At 71.5% G+C, this 18,865-nt stretch carries 19 protein-coding genes; 10 read left to right on the top strand and 9 right to left on the bottom strand.

The genetic code is table 11. The features are described from left to right. Positions 1 to 98: 98 nt before the first annotated feature. The 3 genes from AB0B48_RS22635 to AB0B48_RS22645 form a co-directional block, all read right to left on the bottom strand. Positions 99 to 794: an alpha/beta hydrolase gene (locus AB0B48_RS22635; RefSeq protein WP_357204564.1), complete on the bottom strand. Its 696-nt coding sequence runs from the start codon at positions 792 to 794 to the stop codon at positions 99 to 101. A 138-nt stretch (positions 795 to 932) separates the two neighbouring features. Further along, complete coding sequence (locus AB0B48_RS22640) at positions 933 to 1,928, bottom strand: L-dopachrome tautomerase-related protein (protein ID WP_357204593.1); 996 nt, start codon at positions 1,926 to 1,928, stop codon at positions 933 to 935. A 99-nt stretch (positions 1,929 to 2,027) separates the two neighbouring features. After that, positions 2,028 to 2,450: an MmcQ/YjbR family DNA-binding protein gene (locus tag AB0B48_RS22645; protein ID WP_357204566.1), complete on the bottom strand. Its 423-nt coding sequence runs from the start codon at positions 2,448 to 2,450 to the stop codon at positions 2,028 to 2,030. Between the two features lie 105 nt (positions 2,451 to 2,555). Between AB0B48_RS22645 and AB0B48_RS22650 the strand changes: the two genes are divergently transcribed. From AB0B48_RS22650 to AB0B48_RS22660, 3 genes are all read left to right on the top strand, one after another. Beyond that, complete coding sequence (locus AB0B48_RS22650) at positions 2,556 to 3,005, top strand: hypothetical protein (protein ID WP_357204568.1); 450 nt, start codon at positions 2,556 to 2,558, stop codon at positions 3,003 to 3,005. Positions 3,006 to 3,009: 4 nt separating this feature from the next. Then, positions 3,010 to 3,939, top strand: coding sequence for a transposase (locus AB0B48_RS22655; protein ID WP_357204570.1), 930 nt, complete (start codon positions 3,010 to 3,012; stop codon positions 3,937 to 3,939). Positions 3,940 to 4,094: 155 nt separating this feature from the next. After that, positions 4,095 to 5,897, top strand: coding sequence for an acyl-CoA dehydrogenase (locus AB0B48_RS22660; RefSeq protein ID WP_357204572.1), 1,803 nt, complete (start codon positions 4,095 to 4,097; stop codon positions 5,895 to 5,897). 3 nt (positions 5,898 to 5,900) lie between these two features. Here the strand turns inward: AB0B48_RS22660 and AB0B48_RS22665 are convergent, their stop codons facing one another. Then, on the bottom strand, positions 5,901 to 6,077 hold the full coding sequence (locus AB0B48_RS22665) for a hypothetical protein (RefSeq protein WP_355010015.1): 177 nt from the start codon (positions 6,075 to 6,077) through the stop codon (positions 5,901 to 5,903). A 98-nt stretch (positions 6,078 to 6,175) separates the two neighbouring features. Continuing rightward, the gene (locus tag AB0B48_RS22670) at positions 6,176 to 6,895 is read right to left on the bottom strand and encodes a spermidine synthase (protein ID WP_357204575.1); all 720 of its coding nucleotides are present in this window, start codon (positions 6,893 to 6,895) and stop codon (positions 6,176 to 6,178) included. A 308-nt stretch (positions 6,896 to 7,203) separates the two neighbouring features. Between AB0B48_RS22670 and tnpB the strand changes: the two genes are divergently transcribed. Both tnpB and eccB read left to right on the top strand, forming a co-directional pair. Continuing rightward, positions 7,204 to 8,577 (top strand): IS607 family element RNA-guided endonuclease TnpB, encoded by a 1,374-nt coding sequence (gene tnpB / locus AB0B48_RS22675; RefSeq protein ID WP_357204576.1) that lies wholly within the window; start codon positions 7,204 to 7,206, stop codon positions 8,575 to 8,577. Positions 8,578 to 8,601: 24 nt separating this feature from the next. After that, positions 8,602 to 9,987, top strand: a complete 1,386-nt coding sequence (eccB, locus tag AB0B48_RS22680; RefSeq protein WP_357204578.1) for a type VII secretion protein EccB — start codon at positions 8,602 to 8,604, stop codon at positions 9,985 to 9,987. A gap of 30 nt (positions 9,988 to 10,017) precedes the next feature. On the opposite strand, the gene AB0B48_RS22685 is transcribed toward eccB, so the two are convergent. The 4 genes from AB0B48_RS22685 to AB0B48_RS22700 are packed head-to-tail and all read right to left on the bottom strand — an operon-like array spanning position 10,018 to position 13,891. Beyond that, the gene (locus tag AB0B48_RS22685) at positions 10,018 to 10,623 is read right to left on the bottom strand and encodes a class I SAM-dependent methyltransferase (RefSeq protein ID WP_357204579.1); all 606 of its coding nucleotides are present in this window, start codon (positions 10,621 to 10,623) and stop codon (positions 10,018 to 10,020) included. A gap of 54 nt (positions 10,624 to 10,677) precedes the next feature. Continuing rightward, complete coding sequence (locus AB0B48_RS22690) at positions 10,678 to 11,544, bottom strand: carbohydrate ABC transporter permease (RefSeq protein WP_357204581.1); 867 nt, start codon at positions 11,542 to 11,544, stop codon at positions 10,678 to 10,680. Beyond that, positions 11,544 to 12,500: a sugar ABC transporter permease gene (locus AB0B48_RS22695; RefSeq protein ID WP_357204583.1), complete on the bottom strand. Its 957-nt coding sequence runs from the start codon at positions 12,498 to 12,500 to the stop codon at positions 11,544 to 11,546. Before AB0B48_RS22695 ends, AB0B48_RS22690 begins: the two co-directional genes overlap by 1 nt. Beyond that, complete coding sequence (locus AB0B48_RS22700) at positions 12,497 to 13,891, bottom strand: extracellular solute-binding protein (RefSeq protein WP_357204585.1); 1,395 nt, start codon at positions 13,889 to 13,891, stop codon at positions 12,497 to 12,499. Before AB0B48_RS22700 ends, AB0B48_RS22695 begins: the two co-directional genes overlap by 4 nt. 115 nt (positions 13,892 to 14,006) lie before the next feature. Between AB0B48_RS22700 and AB0B48_RS22705 the strand changes: the two genes are divergently transcribed. The 5 genes from AB0B48_RS22705 (at position 14,007) to AB0B48_RS22725 (ending at position 18,257) form a co-directional block, all read left to right on the top strand. Next, positions 14,007 to 15,047, top strand: a complete 1,041-nt coding sequence (locus AB0B48_RS22705; protein ID WP_357204587.1) for a zinc-binding alcohol dehydrogenase — start codon at positions 14,007 to 14,009, stop codon at positions 15,045 to 15,047. Beyond that, on the top strand, positions 15,044 to 15,865 hold the full coding sequence (locus AB0B48_RS22710) for a sugar phosphate isomerase/epimerase family protein (RefSeq protein WP_357204589.1): 822 nt from the start codon (positions 15,044 to 15,046) through the stop codon (positions 15,863 to 15,865). The genes AB0B48_RS22705 and AB0B48_RS22710 overlap by 4 nt, the downstream gene beginning before the upstream one ends. A gap of 116 nt (positions 15,866 to 15,981) precedes the next feature. Then, positions 15,982 to 17,268: a hypothetical protein gene (locus AB0B48_RS22715; protein ID WP_357204595.1), complete on the top strand. Its 1,287-nt coding sequence runs from the start codon at positions 15,982 to 15,984 to the stop codon at positions 17,266 to 17,268. 51 nt (positions 17,269 to 17,319) lie between these two features. Beyond that, positions 17,320 to 17,718 (top strand): NUDIX domain-containing protein, encoded by a 399-nt coding sequence (locus AB0B48_RS22720; protein ID WP_350860946.1) that lies wholly within the window; start codon positions 17,320 to 17,322, stop codon positions 17,716 to 17,718. A 53-nt stretch (positions 17,719 to 17,771) separates the two neighbouring features. Then, a complete protein-coding gene (locus tag AB0B48_RS22725; protein WP_357204591.1) occupies positions 17,772 to 18,257 on the top strand; it encodes a DUF2267 domain-containing protein in 486 nt (161 codons plus the stop codon). The last annotated feature ends 608 nt before the right edge of the window (positions 18,258 to 18,865 follow it).

Genomic DNA, 18,865 nt, shown 5'->3' on the forward strand with positions numbered 1-18,865 from the left:
TCGCGTAACCGGTGCGCCACAACCACACCCTCGACGAAACGGCCACCAGCCCGACGAGGCGGCGCGGTGTCCTGGGCCGCGGCCCAGGACACCGCCCGTCAGGCGGCCTGCGCCAGCAGGATCCTGGCCAGCTCGGTGGGCTGGGAGAACATCGGCCAGTGGCCCGTGTCCATGGTGACCAGTCGCCACTGGTCACTGGTCAGCAGCTTGGCCACCGTGTCGTTGGGCTCGGGCCCGTCGAGCAGGCACTTGACGTACGTCGCCGGCAGCTCACCCAGCGGCCGGCCCACCACGGCCGGCTCGGTCAGCGTCGCGCCCGGATGCGGCGTGGAACCCTCGATCAGCCGGGCGACCTGCTCGTCGGTGAGACCCTGACCATCGAAGTCGGCCGCGCCGAGCGGCGCCCAGTCGCCGCCGTTGTCGGCGAGCTGCGCCTCGAACGCCGCCTGGCCCTGCCACCAGCCGGAGGCGAACGACCCACCGTCGACCGGCACCTCGGAGTCCACGAAAACCACCCGGCTCAACCGGTCGCCGATCCGCTCGGCCGCCTGACCCGCGGGAATGCCCGAGTAGCTGTGCCCGACCAGCACCACATCGTGCAGGTCGCCGCTCTCGATCTCGTCGACGATGTCCTGCACGTGGGTCTGCTGCCCGGCCGGGACACCCCGCTTGTCGGCGAGGCCGGAGAGGGTCAGCGGGTGGGTGCCGTGCCCGGCCGCCCGCAGGGGCGGCACCACCTCGTCCCACGCCCACGCCCCTAGCCACGCCCCTGCCACCAACACGAAATCAGCCATGGCCGGGACCCTAGCGGCACCCTGCGACAGCGCCGACACGTCAGGACAGGCGCGTGCCTGGCCGATGACCGCGAACGGTCATCCGGTGGCCAGGACGGGGGAAACCCGGTGCGGATTGGCGGCTGCCGGACTCAGCTCTCAGACGTGGTCCCGGGCGGGCGGCCCGATCTCGACGGGCATCCGGTAGATCTGGGCCGGGTAGTCGACGGCCGCGACGCCGCCGTTGAGCCCGGCGGTCAGGTGCAGTTGGGCCGCCGGCATCCAGAGCCGGGCATCGGCGTCGAGCCACATCGCGTCCACCCAGGCCAGTCGGGGGTCGGCGACGAGCGTCCGTACGCTGCGGTCGGGTGCGAGGACGAGGACGCGCCGCCGTTCCAGGTCGCTGAGATAGATGGTGCCGGTGGCATCGATGGCCGTGCCACCGGTGCTGGGTGTGTCACACCAGCGTCCGACAGCCCGGGCCAGCTCGTCGGGGGACACCGACGGGTCGTCCAACCACCGGGTGGCGATCCGGGACATTCCGCCGGAGGCCGGCTGGTAGTAGAGCCAGCGACCGTCCGGCGACACCTCCAACTGGTCCACGTGCAGGCGTACCTCGGCGCCGTCCGGGTCACGCAGCACGCGACCGTCGGCGACCACCGGGCCGCCCGCCGTGCTCGGATGCCCGTCCAGCACCCGTCTCGACCGACCCGAGTCGAGATCGAGCACGATGAGGCCCGCCGCCCCGGCGTCGCTGAGATACGCCACCCGGCCGTTGAAGCGGACGTCGTCGACGTAGCTGCCCGGGTGCACCGCCTCGTCGAGGTGGTAGACCCGCTCCACGCGGTCGTCGTCCGGGTCGACAACGATCAGCCGAGCGCCGCCCGGCACCTGCGCGCCGCCGATCCGCGGCGAACCCGAGTCGACGATCCACAACCGGCCGTCCGGGCCGGCGCGCAACCCGTTGACGTGCACGAACGCCCCGCCCGGCGGCTGGTCGGCGCGGTTCCAGGCGACATCGGGGTACGGGACACGACGACCGTCCGGCAGTGCCTCCACCACCTGCACGCCGGGCCGATCCGCCGACGGGTAGCTCAGGAACACCCGCCCCCGCACTGTGGTCACGCCCGTGCACACCCGGTCTTCCTGGAACACCGGCGTCAAACGGTGATCCTGTTCGGTGGGCAGCGACGACATCGCGCGGTATCCCCGGAGCGTGCCGGCCGAAACCGCCGGTTGAAGGCGCCGCCGTGCTCAGCGCATCTGCGGTGCCGGGGGGCCGACCCGGGCGGCGAGCCGCTTCGGAGCCATGACGCAGTAGCTCTCGGTGAGCAACTCGCGCACCTCCTCCCAGTCGGTGTTGTCGTCCAGGACCATGCCCATTACGGTCGGGCTCCAGTCCGGTTTGTAGAAGGGGTGCCCGGTGGCGAGGAGCCCGGCGATCTCGTCGAGTGGCGACCGGAAGGTCAGCAGGCAGGCGGGCTGGTCGAGTGCGGCGGCCCGGGCGTGCACCGGCTGGCGATCGGGGTCGACGGTGAGCACGTGGGCGATGGTCCGCTTGCGAATCCGCCAGCGGGTGCCCACCCAGGCAGGCTCCTCGTAGGTCTCCGGCAGGCCGAGACAGATCGGCCGCAGCCGGTCGAGGACCTCGGGCGGGACGTCTGCGGGTGCGGTCACGGACAACGATGCTAGTGCTGTGTCCACTGACGTTGGCCGGGTTGTGTCAGACCCTCGTGGTTGGGTTCGGGTATGCCCAGACGTAGGGATTCAGGAGCGCCGCGGGTGGTGCATCGCACCGCCCGGGTCGGCCTGCGTCTGACCCGGGCGCAGCGGCAACGCTGCTTCGGCCTGCTCCGCGCGGCCGGGGATCTTTGGGCGTGTGTATTGGAATACAACAGCTGGCGGCATCGTCGTCACGATCGGCCGGTCGCGAGCTATCAGGAGTTGTGTCGACTGCTCGCCGCATCTGGTCCGGGCACGTTCGGTGAGCTCGACTCGACCGGCGCCCGGTCGGTGTTGCGTCGCTATTCTGATGCGTGGTTCAGCGCTGCCGCCCGCCGCAGGGCGGGGCATGGTGAGGTGCGGTATCCGCGGCGGCGACGGTCGTTGATGCCGGTCCGCTGGTATCACGGCACGTTCGGTCTGAGTGAACGGCGGCTGCGGTTGCCGACCTCGGCCGGGAGCCCGCCGCTGGTGGTGCGCCTGGACCGGGCGGTTCCCTACCCCCCATGATGCGGTGCGGTCAGTGACGCTGGTGTTCGATCAGGGGCGGTTGTGGGTCGAGGTCACCGCGGAGCTTCCGGTCGCGACCTACCCTGCGGCTCAGGAGCCGCAGCGGGGGCGGGTCGCCGGGGTCGACCTGGGCATCATTCACCCGTACGCGGTGGCAACCGGTGACGGGCAGATGTTGCTGGTGTCCGGGCGGGCGATCCGCGCCGAGCACCGTCAGCACCTGGCCGACACGAAAGGCCGCCGCCGGGCGACCGCCGCCCGTGCACCGACGAGGGGCCAGCGGGGTTCGCGGCGGTGGCGCAAGACCCGCCGGCGGGCTCGGCTGATGGAGGGGCGGCATCGGCGTCGGGTACGGCAGGCCGGGCACGAGGCCGCGAAGACCGTGATCGGCTGGGCAGTGCAGCACCGGGTCGGGACCCTGACCGTCGGTGACCCGCGTGGTGTCCTCGATCTTCCGGCGGGTCGGCGGCACAACCTGCGGTTGCGGCAGTGGCAACTCGGCCGGGCGATCGCGGTCCTGAAGGACAAGGCGGAGCTGGCCGGGATCACCGTGTATCTGGTCGATGAGCGGGGTACGTCGTCGACCTGCCCGGTGTGCCGGCGCAGAGTGGTCAAGCCCCGCGGGCGGACCATGATGTGCAGGAGTTGCGGGTTCGTCGGGCATCGCGATGTTGCCGCGGCGTTCACCATCGCCACCCGGACCCCGGGCGGCGTCACTACCACTGCACCCGACATGGGTGCGGTCATCACGCACCGTCGAGCAGGCCGACACCTTCCCGGTGCCGGGCTGTCCCGGCGTGACCCACGCCGCCCACCAGCGGTGTCAGGGTCGGTTGGCCGGCTGAGGCCCGCCCCACTACCGGTGGGGAGTCGCTCGCTCCGACAACGTCTGGGCGAGGAACCACAACACCACCGACAACCCGGTGAACGTTAGTGGTCACAGCACTAGCCGTACGGTGTGACAAGTTCCGCTCGTCGAACCCCACCCCGCCCGGTGGTGCGCGCCCTGCCGATCCGCCAGGATGGGCCGGGGCGACAGTGGGCCGTCGCCCTGGCCCGACCAGCCCCCTGCGCCCGCTGAGGAGTGCCGTGCCGTCCACCCTGCTCTCCCGCCGTGACCTCGACTTCCTGCTGCACGAGTGGCTGCGGGTGTCCGAGCTCGTCGAGCGCCCCCGCTACGCCGAGCACTCCCGGGAGACCTTCGACGACGCCCTGGATCTCGCCGAACAGGTGGCCACCGAGCAGTTCGCCCCGCACAACCGCGCCGCCGACCTGGCCGAGCCCACCTTCGACGGGCAGCGGGTGCGGCTGATCCCGCAGATCCGTGCCGCGTTGGACAGCTTCGCCGAGACGGGCCTGCTCACCGCCGGGCTGGACGCCAGTGTCGGCGGCCTGCAACTGCCGCACGCCGTCGCGGCGGCGTGCTTCACCTGGTTCCAGGCCGCCAACGTGGCCACCTCGGCGTACCCGTTCCTCACCCTGGGCAACGCCAACCTGCTGCTGGCCCACGGCAGCCCCGAGCAGGTGGACACCTACGTCCGGCCGATGCTGGACGGCCGATTCTTCGGCACCATGTGCCTGTCCGAGCCGCACGCCGGCAGCTCGCTGGCCGACATCACCACCCGCGCCGAGCCGCAGGCGGACGGCACGTACCGGCTGCACGGCACCAAGATGTGGATCTCCGGTGGTGACCACGAGTTGGCCGAGAACATCGTCCACCTGGTGCTGGCGCGCATCCCGGGCGCGCCGCCCGGGGTCAAGGGCATCTCGCTGTTCATCGTGCCGAAGGTGCTGGTCGGCCCGGACGGGACGCTCGGTGAGCGCAACGACGTGGCCCTGGCCGGGCTCAACCACAAGATGGGGTTCCGGGGCACCACCAACGCCCTGCTCAGCTTCGGCGACGGCGCGCACACCCCGGCCGGCCGCGTCGGTGCGGTGGGCCACCTGGTCGGCGCGCCGCACCAGGGTCTGGCGCAGATGTTCCACATGATGAACGAGGCCCGGATCGGGGTCGGGGCGGGCGCCACCGCGCTGGGTTACACCGGCTATCTCAAGAGCCTGGCGTACGCGAAGGAGAGGCCGCAGGGCCGGCCGGTCGGCGCGAAGGACCCGGCCGCCGCGCAGGTGCCGATCATCGACCACCCTGACGTACGACGGATGCTGCTGGCCCAGAAGAGCTACGTGGAGGGCGCGCTGGCGCTGGTGCTCTACTGCGCCCGGTTGCTCGACGAGCAGAGGACCGCACCGGCCGAGGCCGACCGCGAGCGCGCGCACCTGCTGCTGGACGTGCTCACCCCGATCACCAAGAGTTGGCCGTCGCAGTGGTGCCTTGCGGCCAACGACCTGGCGATCCAGGTGCTCGGGGGCGCCGGCTACACCCGCGACCACGACGTGGAGCAGCACTACCGGGACAACCGGCTCAACCCGATCCACGAGGGCACCCACGGCATCCAGGCACTGGATCTGCTGGGGCGCAAAATGGTCATGCAGGGCGGCGCAGGTCTCACCCTGCTGACCACGACGATCGGTGACACGGTCGAGCGGGCCCGCAAGGTCGGGGGAGAGGCGTCCGAGCTGGCCGAGCGGCTGGCCGCCGCGGTGGACCGGGTCACCGCTGTCACCCGTCGACTGTGGGCTGACGGTGACCCGGTGGTCGCGCTGGCCAACGCCAGCGCCTACCTGGAGGCCGTCGGGCACGTGGTGATCGCGTGGATGTGGCTGGAGCAGGTGCTGGTGCTGCCGCCGGAAGGCGCCGGCGATGCGTTCCACGCCGGCAAGCGGCAGGCCGCTCGCTACTTCTTCACCGTCGAGCTGCCCCGGACCGGCCCGCAGTTCGACCTGCTGGACAGCCGGGACCGGACCACGCTCGACATGCGCCCGGACTGGTTCTGACCCTCAGCGTCGTCGGCCCTGATGCTGCACCGCCTGCCGCCCCTTGACGACGCCCCAGACGATCACGATCACCAGCGCGATCAGACCGATGATGATCAGCCAGCGGACCGCCTCGAGGATCAGGCCGAGCAGGATCAGCACGCCGGCGACCACGCCGACGACCCAGAGCAGTGCACGCATGTCGACCTCCAGTGACCGGCCGTGCCTGGTGCGGCCGGCCCCGGCTTCTCATTCCCCGTCCGGCCGACACCATGCGCGGGCGGCACACCCGACGTCGATCAGGGGCCGGTACGCGCCACGTAGACGGTGTTCGCCGACTCCCCGCCGGTCAGCGGGTTGGCGAACGGCACGACGTGCGCGCGTACGCTCACGAACACCTCGCTGAGCGCGGCGGTGAACTCGGCGTCCGGCGGGTCGTCCGACCAGAGCGCGAAGACTCCCTCGGGGCGTAGCAGGGCGGCCAGGCGACGCAACCCGGCAGGCGGGTAGAACGCCGCGTGGCTCGGGTGCAGGACGTTGCGCGGGGAGTGGTCGACGTCGAGCAGGACCGCGTCGAACCGCCGGCCGGGCACCTCGGCGTCGAAGCCGGTGTCACCGGCCACCGCCGCGAAGAAGTCGGCTTGCACGAAGCGGGTCCGAGGGTCCTCGGCGAGCCCCGCCGCGAACGGCAGCAGCCCTCGTTGGTGCCAGTCGATCACGTCCTCGATCGCCTCCACCACGAACAGTGAGCGCACCCGGGGGTCGCCCAGCGCCGCGCAGGCGGTGTAGCCCAGCCCGAGGCCGCCCACCACCACGTCGAGCGAATCACCGGCCACCTCGGCGAGACCGAGCCGGGCCAGCTCGATCTCCGCGACCGGGAAGAGGCTGGACATCAGGTACTCGTCGTCGAGCTTGACCTCGTACACCTCGACCTGGAGTGCCGGGTCCCGGCGTCGGCGCAGGCTGATCGCGCCGATCGGCGTCTCCCGCCAGGCCAGCTCTTCGAAACGCGCGCCCACGGGTGCCCTCTCGCCGCCGGATTCGTCCACGGATGGTACCGGTTGCCCCGCGACGGGCGGCCACGCAGGGTCCACAGGACATCGACGCAGCGCATATCCTGTGCCCGGCCGATCCACCGGAGGGGAAGTAACTGCTGGCGTTCTGACGGTCAGGAGTGTTCAGTGGTCGTCTAGAGGGGCGGTGTGAACTTGAGGGAGTGGGCGGCGGCTACCGGCGTCTCGTACGCGACGGCGGTACGAGTCCGGGACGTTGCCTGTTCCCGCGTACCGGCTCGCCGCGCGGCCGAGGTGGTCATCGAGGATCCGACGTGAAGACGATCCAGGCTTACCGGTTCGCCCTCGACCTCACCCCAGGCCAGGAACGCGCCGTGAGGGCGCATGTGGGGGCCGCGCGAGTGGCGCATAACTGGGCGCTCGCCCGGGTCAAGGCGGTCATGGACCAGCGCGCTGCGGAGCGCTCCTATGGGATGCCGGATGAGTTGCTGACGCCGTCACTGCCGTGGTCGCTCGCCGGGCTGCGCAAGGCGTGGAACGAAGCGAAGGCTGATGCGGCGCCGTGGTGGGGTGAGGTGTCGAAAGAGGCGTTCAACACCGGCCTGGACGCTCTCGCCCGCGGCTTGAAGAACTGGGCTGACTCCCGTCAGGGCGGGCGGGCCGGCAGAGCGGTCGGTTTCCCCCGCTTCAAGTCCCGCCGCCGTGGCACACCGGCGGTGCGGTTCACCACCGGCGCGATCCGGGTCGAGCCCGACCGCCGGCACGTGGTGCTGCCGAGGCTGGGTCGGTTGAAGCTGCACGAATCCGCCCGCAAGCTCGCCCGCCGTATCGAGGGCGGCACCGCGCGGATCATGTCCGCCACCGTGCGCCGCGACGGCGGGCGGTGGCACGTCTCGTTCACCGTCGAGGTGCAGCGGACCGAACGGCAACCGGCCCGGCCCGCCTCGGTGGTGGGTGTGGACGTCGGAATCAAACATCTTGCGGTGTTGTCCACAGGTGAGCGGGTCGACAACCCGCGCCACCTCGTCGCCGCGCAGGCCCGACTGCGGGCGCTCGGTCGGGCGTCGTCGCGGAAGTCCGGCCCCGACCGGCGCACCGGCTGCCGCCCCTCGAACCGCTGGCAACGCGCCTCGGACCGACTTGGTCGCGCCCATGCGCGAGTCGCGAACCTGCGCCGCGACGGGCTGCACAAGCTCACCACGAGGCTGACACGCGAACACGGCACCATCGTTGTCGAAGACCTGAACGTCGCGGGCATGCTGCGCAACCGGCGGCTGGCCCGGCACATCGCTGACGCCGGGTTCGCCGAGATCCGCCGTCAGCTGGCATACAAGACCGGATGGAACGGCGGCCGGTTGCTCGTGGCCGACCGCTGGTATCCGTCCTCGAAAACCTGCTCGGGTTGCGGCGCGGTGAAAGCCAAGCTCGCCCTGCACGAGCGTGAGTACGACTGTGAGGCGTGCGGCCTGGTCATCGACCGTGACCGCAACGCCGCACTCAACCTGGCCGCCCTCGCGGCTGAGCTCAGCACCACCGCCGGGAGTGGCTCGGTGGCAGCACGCGGAGCCGACCAGAAGGCCCACACACAAGGGCAGGTGGCTGTGAAACGTGAACCCGGCACGGCATCCGCCGGCAAGACCGGGACCGCCCCCACCGCAAGGCGGGGCAACCAATCACGCGCTCACTAGAGCGCACCGAAAGGTAACGGACTCATGCCGTCGCGGCAGGACCAGCTGCACTCCTACCAGTTCAGCGTCCAGCGGGCGGTCGCCGCCCTGGTCATGCGGGAGACCGACCCCGCGCAGTCGCCGTTTCGGCGGCTGGCCGGCGCCGGCCTGGCCAGCGTCCTGGTCGCGGCGATCGGGCTCGGTGGCTTCGCCCTCTACGGCCTGTTCGCCGGCGGCGGCAAGGGCTGGCGGGACCCGGGTGCGGTGATCGTGGAGAAGGAGTCCGGCGCCCGGTTCGTCTACCGCGAGCAGAAGCTGCACCCGGTGCTCAACTACGCCTCGGCGCTGCTCATCGTCGGTGCGGACCGCTCGAAGACCGTCCTGGTGTCCCGACGCACGATCGACGGAGTGCCGCGTGGGCTGCCGTTGGGCATCGCCGACGCACCCGACTCGCTGCCCGCCCCGGGCCGGCTGGCCGCCACGGCGTGGACGGTCTGCTCGACCGTCCCGGCCGGCACGGGCGTCGAGGCGCCCCGCTCCGTTTTGCTGATCGGCACCGAGCCCGACGGCGGTCGACCGTTGGGCGACGACGCGCTGCTCCTGCGCCACCCCGACGGCGGGCTGCACCTCGTCTGGCATCAGCGCCGATACCTCGTCCGTGATCCGAGCCGGGTGCTGGCGGCGCTCGCCACCACCCGAGCCCAGGCGGTCGGGGTCGCGCCGGCACTGCTCAACTCGCTGCCCGCCGGCACCGACCTCGCCCCACTCGATCTGCCCGCGTTGGGTCGGCCCGCCACCCGGGTGCCGGGTGCCGCGATCGGCACTGTCTACCTGGTGAGCAACTCCGGCGGCGGTCGGCAGTACGCGGTGGCGCTCGACGCCGGCCTGGCCGGCATCACCGAGTTGCAGGCGGGGTTGCTGCTGGCCCGCACCGGGCAGGTCGAGCCGGTGCCGATGACGTTGGGTCGGTTCGCCGCGCTGCCCACGGTGCCTGATCTCGCGCCGACCGGGCCGAACGCCCCGCCACCGACCCCGCCCCGGCTCGCGGCCGGCGAGGGCGGGGCGCTCTGCACACGCATCGGTGACGACGGCGGGGTTGGTGAGGTGCGGTGGGGCGTACCGCTGCGGGACCTGACGGCCGTGCCCCGTACGGCGCGGACCGGCGGCGCGGTGCTGGCCGACCACGTGGTGGTGGAGCCGGGCCGCGGCGCGGTGGTCGAGGCCGCCGCGGCGCCCGGCGCGACCGGCGGCGCGATCTCCGTGGTCACCGACCTGGGCCGACGGTACGTGCTGGCCGACCGGGAGGTGCTCCCGATGCTCGGCTACCGCGACGTGCGGCCGGTGCGGTTACCGTCCGGGCTGGTCAGCCTGGTACCCGCCGGCGCCACCCTCGACCCGGTCGCCGCCCGCGCCGTCGCCGCCCCGGACTGACCCCCGCCCGAAACCCGCCGCCACCGGCGCTCAGTCGGCTGGGCGGCGTAGGACGGTGACCGCGAACGGGGCGTCGTCGCGCCACGGGCGCAGGTCCCAGGTGGCGAAGCGCTGCTCCACGCGCAGCCCGGCGGCCACCGCGTCGGCGTCGAACGCGGTCAGCGGGTAGCCGCGCTCCGTGCCGAAGCCCACTGTCAGCACACCATCGGGTCGCAGGTGCTGGGCCACCCGGCGCAGCACCTCCGGTTCGGTGCCGACGGCGACGAAGGCGAGCACGTTGCCGGCCAGCACCGCCGCGTCGAACGGCTCGGCCTCACCCAGCGCCGGTAGATCCAGCTCGGCGAGGTCGGCGACGAGCCACGTCGGGCCGGGATAGTCGGCGCGGGCGGCCTCCACCAGCGCGGGGTCGGCGTCCACCCCGACCACCGTGTGGCCCCGCTCGGCCAGCGCGGCACCGACGCGGCCGGTGCCGCTGCCGGCGTCGAGAATGCGGGAGCCGGGAGCGACGAGGGCGTCCACCAGTCGGGCCTCGCCGGCCAGGTCCGCGCCCTCGGCCACGAGCTTGCGGAACCGGTCGATGTACCACTGTGAGTGCTCGGGACCGGTGTCGGTCGCCCAGCGGGTCGGGTTGGCCATGAGGCCACCGTATCCGGGCCGGCGGGGGCCGGGCGTGCGACCCGGACGAGACCATCATCCCTTCTCCGCGCCGCTGGTCAGGCCCTCGGTGAGCAGCCGTTCGCTGGCGAAGAAGAGGATCACGATGGGCAGGGTGAGCACGACCGACCCGGCCATCAACACCGTCTTGGGGACCTCCACCCCGTCGGCGAGCAGGGACAACCCGAGCGACACCGTCCACCTGTCGGGTTTGTCGACCAGGAACAGCAGGGCGAAGAGGAACTCGTTCCAGGCGATCATGAAGTCGTAGAGCGCGACCGCCATGATCGATGGCATCGCCAGGGGCAGGCTGACACGGCGGATGATGCCGAGCCGGCCGGCGCCGTCGATGGCGGCGGACTCCTCCAGGCTGACCGGGATGGTCTCGAAGTAGTTCTTCAGCATGTAGACCGACACCGGCAACGTCTGCGAGATGTAGACCAGCACCAGACCGAACAGCGAGCCGCGCAGCCCGGCCCGGGTGAAGACCACGAACAACGGGATCGCGATGACGATCGACGGAAACAGGTAGACCGCCAGGAAGAGGAAGTCCACCTGCCGCCGGCCGAAGAACCGCAGCCGGGCCACCGCGTACGCGCCGGGGATCGCCACCAGGAGAGTGAGCACGGTCGCCGCGACGGCGACCAGCCCGCTGTTGCGGATGAAGGTGAGGAAACCCTGGCCGCCGTCGTCGGTGGCCTTGAGCACCTCGGCGTACGTGGCCACGGTCAGCTCACCGAAGCCGACCACCAGCGCCCCGGGGTCGAGCAGCAGCCGCTCGATGGGGCGCACCGAGAGCACCAGCATGTAGTAGAAGGGGAAGGCCGTGATCACCAGGAACACGGCTATCACCAGGCGGCGCAGCCAACGCAGGCTCACCGTCTCGACCACGTCCCGGTCCATCAGCCCACCCTCCGTCCGAAGAAGCGCAGATAGATCAGCACGAACACGATGAGCACAACGGCCAGCACGACCGCCTGCGCGGCCGCGGCTCCGATGTCGGTACGGGCGGTCAGGAACTCGTACACCCGGACGCTGACCACCTCGGTGCCGGCCGCACCGCCGGTGAGCAGGTAGACGTCGTCGAACTTGTTGAACGTCATGATGAAGCGCAGCACGCCCAGCAGGGCGATCACCGGCAGCAGTTGCGGAAGCAGGATGTGCCGGAACCGTTGGGTGGGGGTGGCGCCGTCGACACGGGCGGCCTCCTCCAACTCGCCGGGCACCGCCTGGAGTCGGGCCAGCAGGAACAGGAACGCGAACGGGAAGTACCGCCACGCCTCGAAGACGATCACGGCGGCCAGCGCGGTCGACTCCTGGGTGAGGAACGGCACCGGGGCGTCCCAGCCGAGCAGGCGTTGACCCCACGCGTTGACGATGCCGAGCTGCGGGTCGAGCATCACCTGCCAGACGAACGTGACGGCGACCACCGGTGCCACGTACGGCAGCAGCATGGACGCCCGGACCAGGGTGCGGCCCCGAAACGGCCGGCGGACGACCAGTGCGGCCACCAGGCCGAGCAGTATCGACCCGACGGTGCCGCCGATGCTGTAGATCAGGGTGACCCACAGCGTCTCGGCGAAGCCGGGGGTGTGCAGCACCCGGTCGATGTTGTCCATGGTGAACTCGCCGAACAGGCCGGTCTTGCGCAGCGTGGCCAGCCGGACCCGCTGGAAGGCGAGCACCACTGTCCACACGATCGGGATGCCGATGACCGCGATGGTGACGAGCAGGGTCGGTGCGACCAGCGCGAGCCCGGCCCGGGATTCGCGGCGGCGCAGGGTCAGCGGTCGGCGCCCGGGTGGCGCCGGCTGCTCCCTGGTGGGGGAGCGGCCGGGGCCGGGCGCGGTGGTGGTCAATTGACGCCCGCCTTGATGGCGTCCACGTCCTTCGTGGCGCGCTTGGCGGTGGCCGCCGCGTCGGACTTGCCGGAGGCGAGGTCGCCCAGCACCTTGGGCACCGGCAACTCGCCGAGCATGGCGCCGACGAGTTTGCCCTGCCCCTGGCTGAGGCCCCAGCGCCCGAAGGTGTCCGGGCTGCGGCGCAGCGTGGCCAGCACCTCGTCGCCGTACACGTCGGTGAGGGGCTTCTTCGCGTCCACGCCGGCCTGGCTGGTGTTCCAGGCGGTCAGGTACGCCTCCGGCTCGGCGGGGGTGCCCTTGCGCACCGGGAAGCGGCCCTCCGGCGACATGCCGAACCAGCGCGGGTAGCCGTCACTGAGCATGTACTCCACGAAGGACTTCGCCGGGTCGGTCACCGCGCCGTCGAGGACCGCCCACGAGCTGATCTCGCCGTACTGGGCTGGTTCGGTGCCGTTCGGGCCCTTGATCGCGGTGACGAACCCGCTGTTCTTCGCGAGGAACGCCGGGTCCGCCTGGCACTGCGGGCAGGTCGGCTTGGCGTCGTTGCGCAGCCCGGCCAGCTCGTCGAGGATGAACGGTGACCAGATCACCATCGCGGCCTTGCCCGCGAAGTAGGTGGCCCGGGTGGTGTCCACGTCCTGCGCGCCCTTCACCGAGCTGGTGCGGATCAGGTCACCGTAGAAGCGGAACGCCTCGACGCACTGGGGTGAATCCAGTGTCACCTTTCCCGAGTCGTCGGTGAGCTGGCAGCCGTTGGCCAGCGCCAGGTGCTCGAAGGTCTGTTGGGTGAACACGTCGCTGGGGGCGGTCGCCGCGGTGATGCCGGCGACGCCGCCGGTGTTCAGTTTCGCGGCGGCGGTGGTGATCCGCTCGTACGTGTCGGGGGCGGGCAGGCCGGCCGCGGCGAACAGGTCCTTGCGGTAGACGAGCAGCTGCCCCCACCCGTCGCTGGGCACGGAGAGCTGTGTGCCGTCGTCGGAGGTGAGCTCCAGCGCTCGGGGGGAGAACGTCTGCCTGCCCAGCTTGTCGACGACCTCCGCGTTCGCCGAGGCGTGCAGCAGCTCGTTGCCGGCGAGCGTACGGATGCCGGCGAGCGAGACCGACCCGACCACGTCGGGCAGGTCGCCGGCGGCGGCGTTTGCGGCGATCAAGGAGGGGAACTGGTCCTCGTTGACGGTCACGAGATCGACCTGGATCCCGGTCTTGGCGGTGAAGTCGGCGATGATCGCCTTGGTGGCGGTGACCCGGTCGGCCACGTCCTCCAGGCTCCAGACGGTGATCTTCTTGCTGTTGCTGTCTGGTTCGTCGTCGCCGCAGGCCAGCAGGGTGGACGCGGTCAGTGCCAGGATCACTGTGGTGGCGAGTATCCGCCTCGGAGGTGCTGACATCGGTGGCACTCCTCTCGAAGGGTACATGAAGGATCCAACACCTTCGATTGATCAATAGCAAGACATATGGCGATTTTTTGCTATCCTGGAGCCCAGTGCTACCGGGATGTGACACATGGGCAACTGGGTGGTCTCTCTCGCCGGGCCTCGACGCATCAGCCTCGAGCCCTGCCCGCCGGATCAGCTCGGCCCCGGCCAGGTCCGAGTCCGCACCTGCTACTCGGGCATCTCCGCCGGCACCGAGCTGACCCTTTACCGGGGCAGCAATCCCCGGCTCAGCAAGGACTGGGACGACGCCGCCCGGATGTTCGTCCCCCGACAGACCCCGGTTCCCTACCCGTTGATCGGCTTCGGCTACGAAGAGGTCGGCGAAGTCGTCGAGGTCGCGCCGGACGTCACCGACCGACACCCGGGGCAGCTCGTCTGGGGCATCTGGGGGCACCGGGCCGAGGCCGTGCTCGCCGCCGACGCGGTCCGCGTGCTCCCCGCCGGGCTGGATCCGCTCGCCGCGGTCTTCGCCCGCCCCGGCGCCATCGCGCTGACCGCCGTGCTCGCCGGTGACCTGCACCTCGGCGACTGGGTGGGCGTCTTCGGCCAGGGCGTCATCGGGCTGCTCGCCACCCGGCTCGCCGTGCTCTCCGGGGCCCGGGTGGTGGCCGTCGACCCGGTACCCGACCGGTTGGAGTACGCCGCCCGCTACGGCGCACACTCGACTGTGGACGCCAGTGTCACCTCCGCCGCCGCCGTGCTGCGCCAGGCCACCGCCGGCCGGGGGGCCGACGTCTGCCTGGAGTTGTCCGGCGCGTACCCGGCGCTGCACGAGGCGATCCGCTCCACCACCCACGCCGGCCGGGTCGTGGCCGCCGGCTTCTACCAGGGCCAGGCCGACGCGCTCGGCCTCGGCGAGGAGTTCCACCACAACCGCATCCAGTTGGTGGCCGCCCAGGTCTCCGGGCCCACCCCCGCGCCGAGCATGGCCGGCCGGTGGACCGGAGACCGGGTCGCGCAGACCTTCATGGACCTGGTGGCCGACCGCAGCGTCGACCCGCTGCCGCTGGTCAGCCACATCGTCGACGCCAGCGCGGTCGCCGACGCCCTCGCGCTGCTCGATCGCGGCGCCGGTGACGTCCTCCAAGTCGTGCTGAGGTTCTCATGACCACCATCGCGCTGGCCTGTCAGGAACAACTCCTGCCGGGCTCCAACCTGATCCAGAAGTACGCCCTCGCGGCCGCCCTCGGCTACCAGGGCATCGAGCTACGCGGCCGCGGCGACCTGGCGTTCGCCCGCCGGTTGCCCGAGCTGCGCCGGGCCCGCGCCGCCGGGGTGGTGATGCCCACCGTCTGCGTCGAGATGGACCACTTCATCGGCGACTTCGACCCCGCCCGGTCCGCCGATGCCGTCCGCAACCTGCGCTCCCAACTCACGGTGATCGCCGAGCTGGGTGGCGTCGGGGTGATGACCCCGGCCGCCTGGGGGATGTTCTCCCGACGACTGCCGCCGTTCGATCCGCCCCGCCGGCCTGACGGCGACCGGCAGGTGCTCCTCGACGCCCTCGGCGAGCTAGGCGAACACGCCCGGGCCGAGGGGGTCACCCTTTTCCTGGAACCCCTCAACCGGTACGAGGACCACATGGTCAACCGTCTCGACGAGGCGGTGGCGCTCTGCGCCGCGCTCGGGTTGCCGTCGGTCCGGGTGGTCGCCGACACCTTCCACATGAACATCGAGGAGGACGACGTGCACCGCGCCCTGCGCGCCGCCGCGCCGTACCTCGGGCACGTCCAGGTCAGCGACTCCAACCGGTACCAGCCCGGCGCCGGGCACCTGGACTGGCCGGCGCTGGTGCGCACCCTGCTGGAGCTGGACTACCGGGGCTGGCTGGCGCTGGAGTGCCGGCTCCGCGGCGACCCGGTCCGGGCCCTGCAACAGGCGGCCACGGTGCTGCGACACGCGCTGCCCCGGCGGGCCGCCGCGTGAGCGCCGACGCCGGGCCGACGAGCGTCGACGCGACCGCCGGTGTCGGCCTGCCCGCTGACACCGGGGCGACGCGCGCCGACGCGGCCGGCACGGGTGGCCCGGCCGACGCGGCCGGGCTGCGTCGGCTCGCGATCGACACGCTCGACGCGAACTGGGAGCACGACCACACGGTGCCCTCACGCACGCTCTACCCGCACCAGTGGAGCTGGGACTCCGCGTTCATCGCGATCGGGTTGGCCCAGGTCCGTCCCGACCGCGCCTGGCGGGAGCTGGCCAGCCTGTTCGGGGCGCAGTGGGCCGACGGACGGGTGCCACACATCGTGTTCAACCCGGCGCTGCCGGTCGGCGCGTACTTCCCGGGGCCGGAGATGTGGCGATCGGCCGACGTGCCGGGAGCACCGACGGTCGCCACCTCCGGCCTGGTCCAGCCGCCGGTGCACGCGCTCGCCGCGTTATTGGCGTACCGGCGGACGCCCGACCCCACCGCCCTGGCCGCGCTGCGCGTGCTCTACCCCGCGCTGGTCGCCCAACAGCGCTACCTGGCCGACCGGCGGGACGTGGCCGGTGACGGACTGGTCTGCATCGTGCACCCGTGGGAGTCCGGGTTGGACAACAGCCCGGCGTGGGACGAGCCGATGGCCGCGGTGCCGGCCGAGGCGGCAGTCATGCGGGCGTACCGTCGGCACGACACCACGCACGCCGACGCCGCGCACCGCCCCACAGACCTCGACTACGCGCGTTACCTGGCGATCGTCGCTGCCTACCGCGACCACTGGTACTCCGACCGGGACCTGGCCGGCGGGCACCCGTTCCTGGTGGAGTGCCCGCTGTTCAACGCGGCGTTCGGGGCCGCCGAACACGCCCTCGCCGAGATCGCCGCGCTCGTCGGTGGCGACCCCGGGCCGCACCGGGCCCGCGCGGCCCGCATCACCGAAGCATTGGTACGCCGGCTGTACGACACGGACACCGGCACGTTCCAGCCCCGTGACCTGCGCACCAACCGTCTGCTGAGCGCCCGTACCGTGCTCGGGCTGACCCCGCTGATCCTGCCCGACCTGCCGACCCGGCATGTCGACGCGCTGGTCGTCGAGGCCCGGTCGGCGCGCTTCGGAGTGGCCCGTCGGATGGACCGGCCGCTGCCCACCCACGACCGCACCGCACCCGACTTCGAGCCGCTTCGTTACTGGCGTGGGCCGAGCTGGCTCAACATCGGCTGGCTGGTCCGGCGTGGGCTGCTCGGGCACGGGCGCCCGGAGTTGGCCGCCGGGCTGCGCGGCTCGATGATCGGTCTGGTCGCCAGGGCCGGCTGCCACGAGTACTTCCACCCGGATACCGGTGCCGGGCTGGGCTCACCGGCGTTCAGTTGGAGCGCCGCGCTGCTGCTCGACCTGCTCGCCGACTGAGCGCGGTGCCGGGTGGTAGCGTCCCCGATCCCGGCGGCAGCAAGGAGCATCGTGCGCGAGATCGACAAGGTGGCCTGGATCCTCGTCGAGGACGGTCGGGTGCTCAGCACCCGGTCGGTGGGCAAGGACGTCTGGTACCTGCCAGGCGGAAAGCGCGAGCCGGGCGAAACCGACCTGGAGACCCTGCGACGGGAGATCGACGAGGAGTTGAGCGTCGAGGTCGACGTGCCAGGTGCCGTGCACCTGGGCACCTTCACCGCTCAGGCGCACGGCCACACGACCGGCATCACAGTGCGGATGACCTGCTATCGGGCGGGCTATCGGGGGCAGTTGCGGCCGGCCAGCGAGATCGCCGAGATGGCCTGGCTCGGGTACGCGGACCGACACCGCACCTCACCGGTCGACCAGATCATCTTCGACCACCTGCTGGCCGAGGGTCTGCTGGCCTAGCGGCCCGCTCCCGGCGCTGTTTGCTCCCGTCGGGCGCGGGTAACCGCCCCGGCGTGACCGACAGCACGGGCGGCGACGGGTTTCCGCACTTCATCGACGCCGTGTCCCGGCGCTCAGGCCTACCGACCGGGCAGGCTGCCGCTCTCGCCCGCGCCGTGCTTACCACGATGGCGGAACGCGTCACCAGTGCCGCGCCCGATCCCGCCGGGCACCTGCCCGACCAGGTCGACGGCTACCTGTACGACTTCGCACCGGATGCCCACCCGACCGACTCGGCCCCGGCCGTCACGACCGGCGGTGATGGGCTCGACACCGGTGTGGGCCTCGACGTCGGCGGGCCGGACGCGCCGCCACCCATGGACGCCGGTCCGGTGGACTTCCTGCGCCGGGTGAGCCAGCGTGCCGGAGTGGACGCGGCCACGGCACGGCTGGGCACGGGCGCCGTCTTCGCGACCCTGCGCGAGGCGGTGACCGTACGGGAGTTCCACGAGATGGTGGCCCGACTGCCCCGCGACGGAAACCCGCCCGATCCGGCGTGACCGACGGCGGTCCGTGACCTCCCGCAAACCCTCGTCAGCACCGCGTGGCCGGCGTTGCTCTGTCGCGGCATCTGGACGCTCCCACCCGTGACCGGCAGAAAGCCGGGCCGACCCGGCTCGCGGGTCCCCACGGCATCTCCTGCTTGATCGATTCCGGGCCGCCGATGTCGGGGTATCGGGGCGTGCGTAATCCGCCACCTCGCCGACCTGGCGTCGACCTGGGAAATAATAGCAACTTTTCGGGCAATCGTGATCAATAAATAATGCGGGGTCGCTGGAGGTGTCAAGACCTGCTAACTTCAGCGCCACCTCGATCTCCTTCCGCAGGGGACGACGCCTCACTCAACAAAGGAGGTTGCGTTGTCCCTGCTCCAACAAGGACTTCGACGCACCGTCAATGGCGCGATTGCCCTGTCCCTGGCGGTCGGCACATTAATTGCCATACCCACGCGTGCGGAAGCAGTGGCTGCTCTACCCACAGGGGTATGTCGGCCGCAGCGCTGAACGCCATGTTCACCCAGTACGGAAATGCTGGGGGGCACTGGACCGGCGGTGACCGGACATTTTCGGTCCTCCTGCCGGACGGCAGACTGGCATGGCTCTTCTCG

The sequence above is a fragment of the Micromonospora sp. NPDC049089 genome, assembly GCF_040648775.1.
Classification (GTDB): Bacteria; Actinomycetota; Actinomycetes; order Mycobacteriales; family Micromonosporaceae; genus Micromonospora.